Here is a 15976-nt window from a genome sequence, read left to right on the forward strand (position 1 = left end):
GCCAAGCTATGCATATCCACTCTCATAATCCTGTTATAATTCTCACCTACTTCTACAGCTTCTCTAACTTCTCAAATTAAGTCTTTATCTCTAATTTTCCATATATATGATGTGGGTGTCAAAAGTATTTGACACCAAGCTATCCCACCAAGTCATGCCTTCCTTGCCACTCCCTTATCGCCGTCAACCATGACTTGGTCGCCATCCTTAAACTTAGTAGTAGCATAGCCCACTCCCAAAACGGCTGGGATACCGTATTCCCTTGCCACTATGGCTGCGTGGCTAAGAGCTGAGCCTGTATCCGCTACCACAGCACCTGCAAGGCTAAAAAGCGGTGTCCACTCAGGATCGGTGAGATGGCATACTAAAATACCTCCCTTTTTCATCTTGTAGAATTCCTCAGGTCCCTTTATCAGGCAGGCCTCTCCAACAGCCACTCCTCTGCTGCCGCTAACTCCCTTTAGCACCTCACCCGCAGTATCAAAGACAAGTCCTTTTGATGCCTCCCAAACCTTTATTGCCAGTGGACGGTTTTTATTTCTTCTGTCAATTTTTCCCTTATCACTTTCTGATAAACAGCCTCTTTCAAGGGCTTCCAGTAACTCCTTAAAAAACAGATTGGCAATACCACTCTTATAATCTTTATTTCCAAGCAGTAGTAAATTAGCTCTTTTTACAGCCTGTCTCACATAGTAGAAGAGAGTTTCCCAGAGATACTGGCTTTCTTCACGGACTATGTGAAAATATCTGAAAGATTCTATCCTTCTCTTAATCTTAGGAAATTTACTGCCATAGGCTTTTTCAATATTTGCCAAAATTTCCTCAAAGTCTTCAGTCTCTTCTTTTCCCAAGTTCTCCTGCAGTATAAGTGGCTTCATTATGTTAATTAGTCTGTCAGGCTCTTCCACAAAGGTCTTCGCATCTATACAGTAGCAGTTATAGTCTGACTTGAAGCCGTTTTTACGAATAAAGTCCTCTGCCAAGCGCTTAAAATCAGGATATTGCTTACAAATACTATCATAGCTCTCTCCTGATATCAGGCTTTTCTTAAGCTCTTCATTTTTCTTAGCTTCAGCTGCAAGCAGTTCGACATCTCTTGATACTACAGCTGTCTTATTGTCAAGGTTTCTATAAAGGTCGTAGACTGTATAGCTTTCATCCACCTTTTTCACAGCCTTTTCCAAGTCTTTTGCGAGTACTGATGGAAACAGAGCATACTTAAACCTATCATAGCAGAGCCTTTTGGTAAGCTCGTAGCTGTAAATAATAAAATCCCTGCACTCCCTAACATCCATTTTACTAAAATCGAGCTTTTTAAGGTCCTCTATTTCCTTTTCATAGTCCTCCATAAATGCCCTGCATTTGCCCTCACAGTAGTCGTAGTCTCTCATCATTTTAATAAGCTTAAATATATTGAATATGCGTATATTTACACCATTTTTTGAATTTGGAAGTGTTTCTATCCCGTCATCATCCATTCTGGGATTAGTATCAAGCTTTATTCCACCCTCGGCAAACAACCTGACCGTCTGGTCATTTATAGCAACCATATAATCATAGTCTAGTGCCCTGTATGCAAATGGCATTTTTTCAAGTATAAATGCGTACCTCTCTTTTGTGTATCCTTTAACTCTCACTCCTTTTAGATAAGCCTTAACTAACTCATCATCGTGATTATCCCCAAGAGTGGTAATCTCTCTCGCCTGTAGGATGTACACCTCGCCACCTCTTATAGCCCATTCTACATCCATAGGTTTACCATAGTGCTTCTCGATGGCATTTCCTGCCTGTACAAGTGCCCTAACCTCATCCTCCGTTAGGGCAGGCTTTCCTCTAAGCTCCACACTTACTTCTACCTTTTTTGTCTCCCTGTCAGCATATATAATCTGAGTTTCCTTTGTACCTAGGGTGAGGCTTATAATCGTGCCTGATTTGTCCACTATGTAGTTATCCGCTGTTACGCTTCCGCTTACTACGCTCTCCCCAAGGCCATAGCTTGCATTTATCTGCATCTCCTCCCGGTTTTCATTGACGGGGTTGACTGTAAATAAGACTCCTGCCTTTTCGCTTTCAACCATGGTCTGAACAACAACTGCAATAGCAACAGATAGCTGATTGTAGCCCTGATTAGCCCTGTAGCTTACCGCCCTGTTACCCCAAAGGGATGCATAGCAGTCGACTATGCGAAGGAGGACTTCCTCCACACCTCTTACATTTAGATAAGTCTCCTGCTGTCCTGCAAAGCTTGCATCGGGCAAGTCCTCCGCTGTAGCAGATGAGCGCACTGCTACCCTGACATTTTCTCCAAGCCCCTCATAGGCATTTTTTACCTCATTTATTACAGTATCAGGCAGCTTCCCTTTGCTTATAAGTTCCCTTAGCTTCTTTGCAGTTTTAAAAAGTTCCGCCTCATCTTGCACACTCCCAGTAAGTTCTTTTTTGAAGACTTCCTCTAAGGAGTTTATCTTAAGAAATTCTTTGTAAGCATCTGCAGTTACTACAAAACCCTTTGGCACATTTATTCCTGCCAAGACCATTTCCCCAAGATTGGCTCCCTTGCCACCTGCCGTAAGTACATCTTCTTTTCTAATCTTACTAAAATCAAGTACCATAATTCCCCTTCTTTCTTAGTAACTATCTCACCTCAATGTACCTTTCTACCATAGCCGTGATGAAAGTCCTCAACGCCTCATTAAAATACTCTTTTTCAAACTTGCCGTAATTTGATAATAATACAAAGCTCCCTATAAATGTATTTAGGAGGCCTCTTTCATCTATGCTTTTAACTGCCCCCTTCTCCCTCCAGTAAGCAGCTATCTTCCTGATAAAGGCTGTATATATCTCACTTATCTCATAGGTCTTACCCTCATTTTTCCTTGCAAGCATAGCCAAAGCCTCCGCATATATCGGCTTTTTCTCACATTTTTCCTTAAAATCAACTGAGTACTCATAGATAATGTCTGCGAGAAAGCCTACAGGATTGTCTAAGGATTTATTAAAATATTTCTCAACCACAGCCAGCTTCTGAGCCGACCTATACTGCATCACATCGAGAATGAGAGCATCCTTGTCCTTCCAAAAGTTGTAAAAGCTTCCCTGAGCTATCCCCGTTCTACTTGTAAGCTCCTTTATACTAAGCCCCTTTGTGCCGCTTTCGTGAAAGAGCATAAGGGCTATATCCATCATCTTCTGCTTTATTTCCTGTTTTTCTTCTTCATTAAATGCCTTCGCCATATCTTACCTCTATGAATATTTTGTTGTATGTTCATAGACATGATAAACCTTTAAAAGAAAAAAGTCAATGAATATTTTTAAAGATATTCATTGACCTTGGATTTTGTTTTTTACTATGTGCTGCTTAAGCATTCTTTTTTACCTAATTCTTACTCAAGGCTGTTCTTACTGTTTTCACTTAGTCTCCTATTCTTAACAGTTCTATCATCTCATTCTTTTTCATACTTATGAATGATAAAATTGTTATTCCAGTAACTAGCACAATAATACTTCCCAATATGGCTATAAAAACATAAATTGGTGGAAAATAAACTGCATGTTTAAACATAATAAAACTTAGTCCATTTAAAATAGCAGTCTGGAAAATCATAGTAGTTAGCGTTGCCACTGAAGTAATAATTATGTTTTCAAATATAACTATTTTTTCTATGTCTCTTCTCCTTGCTCCAATAACTCTATACAGCATAAACTCTCTTTTCCTTGAGGTAAACAGTACAAAACTCAATATACCAATTATACATATTAAAGTTATAAACATTAAAATACAGGTAATATATATGAATACAATATACTGATAAAACCCTTCCTTGTACATCTTAATGTACGAGTCCACGCTCACGACTTCTGCCCCAGTCTCCGCTGCCAGATGTTCTATATTCTCTTTATCCGTTTTATCTGCATTTATAAGAATATTTTTCTGAAAGCTATTATCGATATTCTCCTTTACATCATCATAATTGAGTGCAACAGTATATGCAGCCGGCGTATTAGGCATATCATCTACATTTCCGGTTAAGCTAAGTGCTCTGTCAAAAAATTTATATTGACCGTTCCGGCTTATCCCTGTAATATAGCAAAAGTACCTGTTTGCATAAAATGTTCCTTTAGGTGGCACCTTATTTCTGCTAAGTCCCTCATCATCCTTAAAAACTGCCATACTATAAAATTTCCCTTCACCTCCTTTTAGCTGAAAGGATTTATTAAATGATGTAAAGTATTTAATATTTTTTTCAGAAATTGCTTTTTCAAACTTATTAGAATTTACATCAGATTCAGTAATACACAAATTAAATCCCTGTGTGCTTATCCACAAATTTTCATAATAAGTTTCTACACCAAGTAATACATTATAAAGCACTATTACCAACATACATACAGCAACTATTGTTGTCCCTAATACTGCATTATGTTTTTTCCTCCTTTTAACAAGCAATAAAGCCAGCTTGACCATGCTCTTTTTCTTAATTGCAAGCATGGAAACTAAGACAAATCCAAGCCTGAATATCAGGTTGAATATAAAAATTATTAAGAGACTTATAAATATTAGCGGATTTATTCCTCCAAAAATAAATAAACTTATGACAATGTATGATATGACACTAAGCACCTGCCATTTATTTATCATTTTTTTTACTACTAAAGTTTTTCTGCCCCTTAGCTCATCCGCTATTTTTAACTCATATATTAGTTCATACATCCCTAAATGAAATAAAAAAACTATTGAAACTGATAATAATAAGATTTTTAAAAATGTAACTAATCCAACATTTAATAGAGTCAAAACAGATATTTTGACTGCTAAAAAAGTGTTACAATAATATCTGAATAATAATGCTCCTATTACAGTTGCAAGAGCAGACGAAGTAGGAGTAATAAAGATTGCATCAAGGACAGCAAACAGCCTCAGTACACTTTTATTCACTCCATATATTCTGGCTATAATAAGTTTTGGCTTAACAGAGTTTTCTTTTAAGTAGAGTATTGCCATTATGCCTAACACTACTATTATTACATTTATATTTATAAAAATTCTTAGTATATTTTCTCCTGATTTTAATGTAGTCTTAAAATTGTCAAGTACTGCTTCTTTGGTAGACATTTGTATAATATAGTCTTTTTTACCTGATTCATTAAAAATGTTTTTTACATCATTATATACAGATTTTTCATCAACCTTCCCTTTAATGTTAATTTCCAAATTACATTTGGAAACAAATTCACCATCATTAAAGGTCTTTTTTAATTCATTAATATTTTCTCTGCCTACGATTACATATCCTGCTAGAACCATATCCTCGAAATTAGAATCGCAGGGTTCAATTTTTTTAACAATAAGCGATTTATTTAGAACATCAAAATATACCCTGTCACCCTCTTTTGCCTTAAGCTTAGCAGCCGCCTGTATACTTAAAATACAAGTTCCTTCCAAATCTTTATCTGACACCCTAAGGATAATCTGCTTTTCTTCTTTGCCTATATTGTTTTTGATTGGCAGAAACCTCTCTGTAGAAACTTCTACCTCTTTGCTTAATTCTCTTATATAAGCATTAAGCTTAGGACTTGTTATAGTTCTACCATATGTGTCCATTACACTTATGGTAAGATTATTACTTCCTGAGCCGGCTTTATATAAATCTTCTGATAGTGATGTAATAAATAGAAGAAGCGCCAAAGTACTAAAAGCAAATGACAGAAGAAACATTATCATAATATTTTTGTTATTTTTCCTGCCAAACAATTTATAATATAAAGAATAACATTTACTAAGCTTCATATAATTCTCCGTCAAGCATTTTTATCTGTCTGTCAGAAACCTCTGATACATGGCAATCATGAGTAGATATTATAATGCTTATGCTAAAGTTATTAACCAGTTCCCTAAATAAGCGTAAAATATTATTACTGTTAGAACTGTCAAGAGCACCCGTCGGCTCATCTGCTATGAGTACTTTAGGGTTATTTATCAAAGCTCTGGCTATTGCAGTCCTTTGTTTTTCTCCTCCTGAAAGCTGATAAGGATATAGTTTCTCTTTTCCTTTCAGCCCCAATAATTCTATAAGTTCTGCTATTTTGCTTTCAAAATTCTCTTTTTTCTCACTAAATATGCTTGGGAGCTCTATATTTTCTATAAGTGATAATTCTTCCACAAGGCAGTGATTCTGAAAAACTATCCCAATATTTTCATTCCTAAATATATCAAGTTCTTCATTCTTAAGAGCATACAAATCAGTATCCCCTATAAGTACCTTCCCCTTATCAGGCTTATCTATTCCTCCTATTACTCCAAGCAGAGTACTCTTTCCACAACCACTCGGTCCCATAATAGAAAGTATCTCGCCAGTATTTATTTCTAAATTGATATTCTTTAATATCTCTATTGAATGCTGTCCATTTTTAATACTTTTTGCAATATTTTTTACCTTTACCATACCGCTTGCCTTTTCTAAACTCAAGTTATTTGTATCATTTTTTTGAATGTCTTCTAATGATTATTGTGGCAGCAATACTTATTAGACTACAATAAAATATAGGCAATGAATACAACAAAAGGTACGTCCATATATCTGCTTTCCCATCTACAGATATCATTGCATTTACAACTGAAATAAGAATAGCTGCCATTAAAAATAATATCCTTGCTTTAAGTCTTTCATTTTTGTACATTTCTCTTATACTTTTTATCCCAAAAAATATTGCTGACAATACCGCTGCCTGAATAAGCATTGAGAAATCTATCAGTAAAAACACAGCACCAAAAGGAGAATATCCCAGCTGATAATTCTTAATAAAAATCCCGGCTAAATATACTAAAATAATTGATATTTCTATTGCCATCTTTATACCTCTCCAAGCTCTGAGCTTTATATCAGCTAAGTATTCTCAAAATCACTTAAATTCTCAAATATCTTAATGCTTAAAAACTCAAGCTCTTTAATGCTACACCTTCAGTTTTCTTCATACTGATTAGATATATGGCAAGCATATATTGATGTTTCTAGCCGGTCTGCTTCGGCAAATACTGCCTCAAGCCTTTATTATCATCTGTTCTGCCTGCTTTTATATATTTCGATGCATATATACAATACTACAGAAATTAAATACGGCATTAATACAAATACATATGATCCTTCAAGCATGGATGCATTCCTTTGTACATAAGCCGAAAAAAACCAAGTTGCAAAAACTCCAAATTCAACACCCCAAATACCACCAAGACTTATTTCACAGTATCTTTTATATCTGTAAACTGAATATAACAGACATCCTGCATTTATTGCAAAAGTTACCAGATTATAAATCCATACAAGCTCATAAATGGTAGTACTTGAAACATTTTTTATGTACCAAGGAAAGATAACATACAATGCCGCCTGAATCACAAGAGCATCAATCAAAGCAATAATAAATAAACATCTCCTAATTGATATTTCTTTCTTAGATATTTCAAAAAAGCGTATGAATCTGATATCTTTTGAAATCACATAATACATTGCCGTAAGTACAACAGGCAAGGTGTAAATTGCAAATACAGACATATTATCCTGCAATATACCACGCACTAATATATAACATGTAAAAATAAGTGTAAGTAAAATAAGTATCTCTCCAATAAATTTTCGTCTTTCAGATATCCATTTTCTCAAACTGTTATTTTGCTCTTTTTTTAATGTGCACAGTATACTCGTTATATCTATATCTAGAGTACTATCATCGTTTTTCATATGTTCCACCATCTCAAACATATTGTCCCTGACATTATCTACTTGACACCAGGCAATTTTATTTTTACAAAAATACAGTTTCTTTTTTTCATCTGTTTTCATACAAACCTCCTGATTCTAAAAAAGTTTATCATGTTACTATTAAATATCACCGTTCTTATACCTCTGTGGACTTAAGCTTTTCATCATCTGCCTTCAGTTGTCTTTTCTTTTGGCTTACTGTACGCTTAGGCTGATGTACCTCTAATTGCAGTATAGCATCTTTTAAGATAATATCAATACCTATTGCAGAAATCGGCAAAATACCTATTGACGCAAGCTTCCTTATTACACCGCTATCACGTACAAAATAATAGATAGCATAAATAAAAAATCATCTCTTTAATGCTTCCACCTAACAGATCTTTAAGAGCATCCTAAATGTCTTCAGTAGTTTATACATCGCACTCTTTAAGTAGTTGTTGAATTATATTTCTTTTATCATCAGTAATAATTGCCTTAAAATTAGTGTTTTGTAAGCAGACACATTATTTATAAGGTTGTAAAGTTGTGTATATTTTATTTATCTTAGACAATTAGCAAAAACAGCATACAGGGCGGTAAGATAATTACCAAAAAGCCTATTCTTTTCACCAAGTTTACATCCGATGGATATTTTTCTTTTCTTCTTAATTTACAGTAAAACCCATATACTGTCTCAGGCTTTAAGTATGAATAATATCCTATAGTCATAGCAATAACAATTAAAATCATACAAACTGTTAGTATTTTATATAATTCCACTACTCTCAAATTTACCATGATAGCAGAAGCAAATAAATGTCTCATACTATTTATGGCTTCATCAACCTTGTCACGAGCTTCTTTTTCTTCTGTATTTTGTACTTCGCCGTTTGAGGTTGAATCTGAGACTTCAACGCTTCCTTCTCCATAGGCCATATTAATGTATTCAGAGCTATTGCTAAATCTAACAAAGGATGAACCTACATAATTATGGGTGAGATAATCCCCTCCTGGCAGTAATAAATAGATACTAAGTCCATCTTCATTCTGATTCACCGCATATAAGCACCGGATACCATCAACCCGTACAGCGTTATCTCTGACTATTATTTCTTTGTTTATAAAATCTGTTCCGTAGATATTCTTAAGCTTTGCTCCCCATTCACTTATTTGAAAAGCGTATTCCCCGTCACTACCACAACCTATTTGTCTGAAAAAGGCAACAAGAATAATACATACAATAAATAACGGCAAAAATACTTTTAACAAATGTGTTTTCAATTTATCCACCGTCCTTTTGTGTGCTTGTCTCATTTATTAAGGTGCTCTTGTAAACGAAATATAGCTCGGATCAAAATACAAATAAGCGCAATGAGTGTCAAAACACTTGAAACAATCAATATGGCGTGCGTTTTATTGTACAATGCATCATCGGTGATTCCCCTCGCTATCATTTTGGAAGTAATCAAAGTAGAGCATCCTGCAACAATCAAGACGCATACTAGAATAATGGCAAACAACTTATTCTTCATCTTCTCTTGCCTCCTGTTTTAAGATTTTTGATATACATAACAAAGCCGCGATAACCACTGTAGAAATCGCCATATTTTGCGAAAATCTGCAAAGAATTGACTTGCATCCTGCAAATCACTTCTTTAAGTCTGGCAGCATTATTGAAAAATAGATTTATTTTCACCGTTTGATTTCAATGCTCTTTGCCACACTTTCCAATTGTTCATCAGTAATCCTTCCTTGGTCAAACTCAAAGGCTACATAAACCAACATATCCTTGTTATACGATACAATTCCCTTATTGTGCTTTTCTTTTCCATCATTTACTGCTGCTGAATAATACACATCTGTAACAGCAGTAACTCCAGTTTCGGTTTCATTTATTACTTTGTAAGTGTCCCTAACATCAAAATGATAATCATTTCCCAAAGCTATCTGATTATAAATAGCTGCCGGTTCATTCTCTGCACCCTCGTAAACCTCATATTTATTATGGCCTGCAACTCCGACCAAAACTTTATCTTCATTTAAGATATTATATTTAGAGAATACAGGCAATAGCTTAAACTTATCTTCTACTACTTCCTGCTTTTTTACACTCCAGCCATTAGGAAGAGTTAATGAGACTGAAAATGGTTCTTCAGCGTACACCTTGGTATTAAACTCTGTTTTTGCATAATCATCTACCGGGAATGTAAGTGTAACAACATTGCCTCCTGATGAACGACCACAGGATACTACGAAAACCACTGTAATGAGTATGAGTAATAAATCGATTGATTTTTTCATAATAATCGTTTACCTTCCAATTTTATTACGTTCCTCATGCTTTCTCTAATTGTAGTATAGCATCTTTTATTCTAATTACAATATCCATTGCAGAAATCGCCCATTTTTTTGCAGAATCGGCAAAAAAATTACTTGTATTTGCAAGTCATTTCTTGAAGTTCTTATCTCATTATATTTTTTTACTTGATTATTCAAATAACAAAACGTACATCCTAATAACCACACCATATGACTATTTAATATTATCATTAATATTTAATACATCACCTATTTCTTTATATACTGATATAGTATCTAAGAAATCAACGTCTTTAGCATATAAGTTGTTCTGTACATATTTTCCCCACAGCTCTTTTGGGGCTTCACTTTCCTTGAACAACTCAACTATTTCTTTATACTGTAAAGCCATTTCCAAAGAACCTCTGTATTTGCTCGTTCTTTCTATTGCTTTTCTTAATGTGTCTTTATTGATTTTATCTTTATAAATGCTGTATATCATGTATAAATCGTAGAAATCCCTTGCTCTTGTTGTGGTAATATTTCTACTTGAAATAGTTTCAAATTTTTCAGCGAGTATAGTTTCTATAGTATATGTCATAATAGGTATTGTTCCTCCTTCTATGATTTTTGAATAGGAATAGTTCATTTCTCTTGGTGTAATAACATCTCCTGTTGTTATATCTATATTTAAGGTTGCATTTATTTTCCCAAAAACGCAGGATATGCTCGCACAAAAATCTTCATACACATCTTCCTGTCTTATGGGCGATAATTTAATCAGTTTATATTCAATATCAGCATCAATTTCAATCGCTAAAATTTCATTTAAAATATTGGATATAGAATCTTCGTTTAGTGGAATTCCTCTAACCGTAGTATCCATATCCATCGTACTACGCATATCAACACCTATAAGAGACGAAATAAGAAGTCCACCTTTTAATATAAAATTTTCACTATATTTTGATTTAGAGAGTTTTTCGAGTATTCCTTCAAACAAGCACATCTGGAGAAGAGAATTCGGATTAACACCCGTTTTCTTAGATATATTCCTAATCGCTCCCTTAATCTGTTCCGATGTTTTCATAAAAGCACCTCCGTATATAGTTTTAAATCTTCCTCCATATTCATCTTAATGGCATATTTCGACAGTTTTAATAAATTCTTCTCCTTATCTGCAAAGTAAGATTTTATTGCTTCGCTAAATACTTGCGAATCTATTCTGTCCTTATCTTTGATAATATCAAGTATGGTTCTTTCTTTGTCATACACTGATATTTCTCTGCCAAAAGGACTAATTATAGCCATTTTCCCAATATCATAATAATCTTTTTTTACATACTTAAAAATAATATTATCTCTTACAGACTTAACCCTACTGACATTGTCTCCTACTTTTACAGTCATCACATAAGCAAGGGGCATTCGTGTAGATAATCCTTGTAAATATGCTGATGTTTCGTGAGAAAAAATACCTTTGGGAATTCTATATGAAAAATAAAGATAATCATCAATACTCTCATCTGGAAGAGCGTAGAGTCCGTTTGCTATTTTTTCAAGCTCTTCTTTTATAGTTAATTCTTTCAGGATATCCTTATAAATCCCAATATTTAGGGCTTCTTTGGTAGTTATGATTCCATTATTTTCTTTTATTTTTTTTAGCAGAAGTTCACGTTTCGTCATTTATATCACCACCTTTTTGTTCTTAAATTATAATATTTATAAGAATAAAAGTCAATATTGAAATTGTCGTATAGGTGGTAGCGAAACATTTTGCCTATCCACAGGTCGCAACCGAACAGATAAAAACTTAAACCCTTTAGAAACAGGCTCCGCTAAGTGCTCCTGAAAAAAAGTGACTTGCATTGCAAGCCACTTCTTGAAATCCTTAGTATCTATTTCTTCTTCACTTTTACCCTTAACAAAGCATACTTCCCTGCTTTATCTGTCTTAAATACAAGCTCCTTTTTCTTCTTGTCATACCTTGCAGCATAGCGTTTTCCGCTCTTGATGTCAACTACATAGAATTTGCATCCCTTTACCACTCCCTTATAAGGCAGCCTTATTTCTATCTTTTGCCTGGTTTGCTTTCCTGCTTTTATGGTAAGCAGTTTTATCTTATAAACATTCTTAGTAAAGAGTTTCTTGTACTTTGCTGCAATTTTTGCAAGGACAGCCTTAGACTTTATCATGGTTAACTCATACTTTTTCTTGGTGGCATTAGCCTTTCCCTTGCCCTTTGTGCTGTCATTAATGTCAGATAAAGGGGTTTCTCCTTCGGTCACAGTTGCAGTCTCATCAGGCTTTTTTACCTCGGAGTTAGGCTTGTTATTATCTGTGTTAGAGTTCTCAGTAATTACAGGTAATACAGGGATTACAGGGATGCTATTATTACCGCCTCCACCGATATTGCCACCTATATTACCACTGCCACCTGTGTTACCACCCTCGTTATTACCACCGGCACCGCCAGTACCACCACCTTCGCTGTTTCCTCCACTGCCTTCATCTTCTTTTTGTAGCGATATGACTTCTTCCTTCATTATGGTGTTTAATTGCTCAAAGTCATCCCACACATAATTCTTTATCTTAACAGCGTCCTTAGGTATCTTAAGTACATTGGTTACCCTGTCATTTGAAAGTGCTTCGATATAAGCAGTATTGGCAGTCATATTTAAGAGCTTATTGTTCTTGCCATAGACACAGGTAATCACAGTTACATTTTTTCTTTGCCCATAATTGTTAATTATATCCCAAGTAGTAGTTACCTTATTGTTTTCAATATTATGGGAAGATGTTATTTCAAAATCCTGCTTAGCCTCCTGCTCCTTTACCTGGATCTCGACTGCATTTACACCAAGGCTTTTACCCGCTTCATCTACAGCCTCGACTATCAAGGTCTGCTTCCCTGCTTCAGGTACGCTAAACTCATAGGCAGTCTCCTTAGTTTCTGCCAAGACTTTGGTTGTATCATTTAGATAAATCCTGTATCTTACAGCAGCAGGCATACCATACTTAAGCTCAATCTTTTCCTTAAGCTCTGCCTCCTTTTTATCTGCTGTAAGCTTAACAGGTGAATCTTTCACGGAAATGATTGTGCCGTCTGTGGTTCCCATATTCCCTGCATAGTCTATGGCACCGACATATAGCTTATGAATACCATTTTCTAAGCCATCCAAATGCAGGATTTTGCGGTATTCATCATTTTGTTTTTCCAAGTAAAATACCGTATTGTCATCCTCTTTATATCCGTCCTTATCTATTACAAATACAAAATGTGATATATCTGTACGTGACAGCCCTCTATCCTCGCCTGTCATCGTGACTTCACACACATCGGTATCTGTTATAAAGGTGCCTGATTTGACTATAGGCGCAGTCTTATCGATTTTGACAGGGAATCTTAACACCTGTTTTTTGGCACCTTCCACAACAGGAAAGGCTTCTACAACATAGTAATACTGCCCTTCAGGCGCTGGTATCTTAAGTCCTTTTTTCTTATCATAATAAGTTCCACTCCATCTCCACAGCTCTGAGATTTTAGACTTTTCTTTCTGCGTAGCTGTAACTTCCTTCCTTAGATAGTCTGTAGCATATATATAGGTGAACATCTTGTGCCTGTCATCCTCGATATAAAACTTCACATCTTTTGCATTTCTTAGGAAAGACAGCTTAGGCAGGGCAGTGAGCATACCGTCTCCGTTTCCGGGGCTTATGCCCATGTTTTCAGCAGTTGGATTCTTACCTCCTACAGGAACCAGTAATACCTTATTTCCTCCAACACGGTATTCTGAGTACAAGCCCTGTTCCTTGTATTTTGACTTTGGCTCATAAAAGTTCCTGTCGAATACCGAAAGGTTCTTAAAGTCTCCCGAATAGGCTAAAAATGGGATGTTAGCCTGAGTTTTATCGGTATTTGCTATTATAAAGCCCTCGACATAGTTTTCAGCTACCGACTCTACTTTAAGCTTTACCCTAACCTCTGCAGTTGCTCCTGCCTCAAGTGTAAGCTTCTGTGGCTCAAAGGATATCTTAGCGCCTTCAAGGACTTTCTCCTTAGCATTTGAAACATCCATTGTAAGTATGTCTGAGTGGGAGAGATTTATGGTTGCCTTATGAGACGTGGTATTCTTAACCTTTATTAAAAATTCCTTTTCTTTGTCCATCTCACCTAGAGATGCCTTTGGCTTTCCGTCGTAGCCTAACCTTATCTCCTGCTTCTTCATATTTTCAAAGTCTATCATTCCTGCACCCTGCCTGCGTACAGCAAATGGAAGACCTTCTTTATTCTTTAATATCCTTGCAGTATTCATCATTGCAAATGTGATATCTTCAGGAGTAAAAAGGATGTTTTTGTCTTTCAGGTAATTCATATAGCAAAGACTTATACCTGCCACGTAAGGAGAAGCCATTGATGTTCCTCCCATAGTCGCATAGGAATTGTCATTCACCGTAGAATAAACTGTTCCACCAATACCGGTTATTTCAGGCTTGATTTCAAGGTCATTAAGAGGACCATAGCCTGAAAACGCACTCATACCGCTAAGAGGGTTCTTGATTTCGCCCATCCTGTCTGTAAAATCAGGTAAAATGTTAAGATTTGACAGAAGTTTCTTACCGTCTGCATTTGAAACGAAGATGACAGGAATATCCTGCTCAACCACTCCTATGCTCTCTACATAAGAATCGTCACCGTCTTTATTGTATATGATGACTGCTTTGGCACCCTTTTTATGGGCATTTTCAATCATTTCCAGGAATGGTACTCCTGAGCGGTAGATAATGGCAATACCGGGATTCTCCTTTATGTCTTCTGCTTTTCCATTGCCACAGTCGGAGAGCTTCACTCCGCTTGCACTCTTGATGTCGCCGTTTAGCTTGGTGTATCTGATTGTTTCGCCATTAAATGTAAATGAGTGGATTCTCTGCAGCTCACTCTCAAAAGAGGCTACAGAGATGGCACCTTCTGCTACTCCCGGCTCTGAAATGGTGGAATTGTCTATGGTTGGCTCATTTGGATAGCCTGCATAATAAGCATTTCCTGCTGCAGATACAACCAGGATACCCCTTTGCTTTGCTGCGTTTATGGCTTTTTGCATAAGGTCTGAGCTATCCTTGATGCCCGCAGGAACTCCAAAGGAAAGGTTCATTGCATCTACATCTAATGAAACCGCATCCTCGATGGCGCTGATAACTGCACCTTCAGGCGCTCCTTCACCCTTTCTGGGATTGTTGTAAAATATCTTCATAGATGCGATCTGAGCCTGTGGAGCTACACCTCTTACCCTGCTCTTGTCATTTGCAGGTCCATTGGCACCTATGATTCCTATTACGTGCATTCCATGTCCATAGCCTGCCGACTTTACATTGGTATCCTTGATGTCGTGGTCTCCATCTGCATAGTTGTAAGCATAGGGAATCTTTGCATTGTAATATTTTCCTTTTAGCTTCTTTTCCTTTACCTTATCAGCTGTTAGCTTAGGATATTCAATGTCTGCAGATAGGTCTTTATGCTTAATGTCTACGCCTGAGTCTAAAACTGCAATTACAGTCCCTCTTCCATCAAAGCCCTTCTCCTCTGCCATCTCTCTAAGCTCCTGTAAAATAGCCTCATTAGCTGTCTTCATCCTCTCCTCTTTAAGTGGAGTAAAGACCTGTTCAATCTCAAAATCAATCCCTTTTCCCTTTAATTCATCTATTTTTGAGCGTTTTACCTCAGCCACAATAGCATCTACTATCCAGAATTGTCTTGTAAGCTTGGCAGAGGAATCCACCTCTTCTATACGCTTAAATTCAGATTTTTTCCCCTTTACGATAATTGAAACCCTCTCCGTCTGTGTGCCCCCATCAGTGGTTGCAGCCCCCACGGGCACGCCCGAAATAGTAAATATCAGGAGAATGGATAATATGATGCTAACCCAAAGCCTGTTCTTCAT

General features: G+C 36.2%; 11 protein-coding genes. All 11 read right to left on the bottom strand.

Annotated elements, in window-relative coordinates; genetic code table 11:
• Nucleotides 1-152: 152 nt before the first annotated feature.
• The 11 genes from JJN12_RS10640 to JJN12_RS10690 all read right to left on the bottom strand — a co-directional run bounded on the left by JJN12_RS10640 (nt 153) and on the right by JJN12_RS10690 (nt 15976).
• Nucleotides 153-2612, bottom strand: a complete 2460-nt coding sequence (locus JJN12_RS10640; protein WP_208429660.1) for a PEP/pyruvate-binding domain-containing protein — start codon at nt 2610-2612, stop codon at nt 153-155.
• 22 nt (nt 2613-2634) lie between these two features.
• Entirely contained in the window at nt 2635-3234 is a 600-nt protein-coding gene (locus JJN12_RS10645; RefSeq protein ID WP_208429661.1) for a TetR/AcrR family transcriptional regulator, read from the bottom strand.
• A gap of 178 nt (nt 3235-3412) precedes the next feature.
• On the bottom strand, nt 3413-5788 hold the full coding sequence (locus JJN12_RS10650) for an FtsX-like permease family protein (RefSeq protein WP_208429662.1): 2376 nt from the start codon (nt 5786-5788) through the stop codon (nt 3413-3415).
• Complete coding sequence (locus tag JJN12_RS10655) at nt 5778-6467, bottom strand: ABC transporter ATP-binding protein (protein ID WP_208429663.1); 690 nt, start codon at nt 6465-6467, stop codon at nt 5778-5780. The genes JJN12_RS10650 and JJN12_RS10655 overlap by 11 nt, the downstream gene beginning before the upstream one ends.
• A 10-nt stretch (nt 6468-6477) precedes the next feature.
• Nucleotides 6478-6849: a hypothetical protein gene (locus JJN12_RS10660; protein WP_208429664.1), complete on the bottom strand. Its 372-nt coding sequence runs from the start codon at nt 6847-6849 to the stop codon at nt 6478-6480.
• A gap of 203 nt (nt 6850-7052) precedes the next feature.
• Nucleotides 7053-7838 carry a hypothetical protein gene (locus JJN12_RS10665; RefSeq protein ID WP_208429665.1) on the bottom strand — a complete coding sequence of 262 codons (786 nt, stop codon included), beginning with the start codon at nt 7836-7838 and terminating at the stop codon, nt 7053-7055.
• 465 nt (nt 7839-8303) lie between these two features.
• Entirely contained in the window at nt 8304-9029 is a 726-nt protein-coding gene (locus tag JJN12_RS10670; protein WP_208429666.1) for a hypothetical protein, read from the bottom strand.
• A 402-nt stretch (nt 9030-9431) separates the two neighbouring features.
• On the bottom strand, nt 9432-10040 hold the full coding sequence (locus JJN12_RS10675; protein ID WP_208429667.1) for a hypothetical protein: 609 nt from the start codon (nt 10038-10040) through the stop codon (nt 9432-9434).
• A 232-nt stretch (nt 10041-10272) separates the two neighbouring features.
• Nucleotides 10273-11127: a nucleotidyl transferase AbiEii/AbiGii toxin family protein gene (locus JJN12_RS10680; RefSeq protein WP_208429668.1), complete on the bottom strand. Its 855-nt coding sequence runs from the start codon at nt 11125-11127 to the stop codon at nt 10273-10275.
• Nucleotides 11124-11723, bottom strand: a complete 600-nt coding sequence (locus tag JJN12_RS10685; protein WP_208429669.1) for a type IV toxin-antitoxin system AbiEi family antitoxin domain-containing protein — start codon at nt 11721-11723, stop codon at nt 11124-11126. Before JJN12_RS10685 ends, JJN12_RS10680 begins: the two co-directional genes overlap by 4 nt.
• Nucleotides 11724-11935: 212 nt before the next feature.
• Nucleotides 11936-15976, bottom strand: coding sequence for a S8 family serine peptidase (locus JJN12_RS10690; RefSeq protein WP_208429670.1), 4041 nt, complete (start codon nt 15974-15976; stop codon nt 11936-11938).

Origin of the sequence: Catonella massiliensis (assembly GCF_016651435.1) — a bacterium.
Classification (GTDB): Bacteria; Bacillota; Clostridia; order Lachnospirales; family Lachnospiraceae; genus Catonella; species Catonella massiliensis.